This window comes from Cryobacterium sp. 10I1 (assembly GCF_035019805.1).
Classification (GTDB): Bacteria; Actinomycetota; Actinomycetes; order Actinomycetales; family Microbacteriaceae; genus Cryobacterium; species Cryobacterium glucosi.
The window spans coordinates 1-1,104 of record NZ_JASJVF010000496.1 but is presented as its reverse complement, the minus strand read 5'-3'; the positions used below and the strand labels follow the sequence as shown (position 1 = coordinate 1,104).

Below are 1,104 nucleotides of genomic sequence, written 5' to 3'. Positions count from 1 at the left end.
GGGCTAGGGTGACTGCACGATGGATCTCCTCGGTGCCTTCTTCGAGGCCGGCGACTACTCGATAGCGCGGCAGGTCCTGCAGCGCGGAGTAGCTGCGATCTTCCTCGTGGCGTTCCTGTCCACCGCCAACCAGTTCCCGGCGCTGCTCGGGGATCACGGCCTGCTGCCGGTGCGCGACTGGGTGTCCCGCGTGCGGTTTCGCGACGCGCCGAGCCTCTTCCACTGGCGTTACTCCGACCGGATGCTGCGGGTGCTGGCCTGGGGCGGCGTCCTGCTGGCCGCAACCCTCGTCGCCGGCCTGCCGCAACTCGGCCCGCCCTGGCTTCCGATGCTCGCCTTCCTGCTGCTCTGGGCCGGGTACCTGTCGATCGTCAACGTGGGGCAGACCTTCTACTCCTTCGGCTGGGAGAGCCTGCTGCTCGAGGCCGGGTTCGTCGTCGCCTTCCTCGGGTCGAACGAGGTGGCCCCGCCGCTCACGATCATTGTCTTCGTGCGCTGGCTGGTCTTCCGGCTGGAATTCGGCGCCGGAATGATCAAGATGCGCGGCGGCCCGGAATGGCGGGACCTGACCGCGATGTTCTACCATCACGAGACGCAGCCGATGCCGAATCCCGTGAGCACCTTCGTGCACCGGCTGCCGGCCTGGTTCCACCGCGGCGAGGTGCTCGGCAATCATGTCGCGCAACTCGTGGTGCCGTTCTTCCTCTTCGCACCCCAGCCCGTTGCATCCGTCGCCGCCGCCGTGCTCGCCCTGACCCAGCTGTGGCTCGTGGTCACCGGAAACTTCGCCTGGCTGAACTGGATCACGATCGTGCTCGTCTTCGCCGCGGTCGACGACCGCGCATTCCGGACGGTCTTCCCGTTCCTCCCCGGCGCCGCAGGCGAGCCCTCGACAGCCCTCCCCGCCTCCCCGCCGTGGTTCGTCGTGCTCGTGCTCGCGGTCACCCTCCTGCTCGTGGTGCTGAGCTTCTGGCCGGCCCGCAACCTGGTCGCGCGCAGGCAGCTGATGAACGCGAGCTTCAACCGGTATCACCTCGTGAACGCCTACGGGGCATTCGGCACCGTGACGAAGGAGCGCTATGAGATCGTCGTCGAGGGCAGTTC

At 67.8% G+C, this 1,104-nt stretch carries 1 protein-coding gene; it reads left to right on the top strand.

Annotated features, from left to right (window positions below):
• Positions 1-19 precede the first annotated feature (19 nt).
• Positions 20-1,104, top strand: a 1,085-nt coding sequence (locus tag QN345_RS19360; RefSeq protein WP_323509154.1) for a lipase maturation factor family protein, incomplete at its 3' end; no start/stop codon positions are given.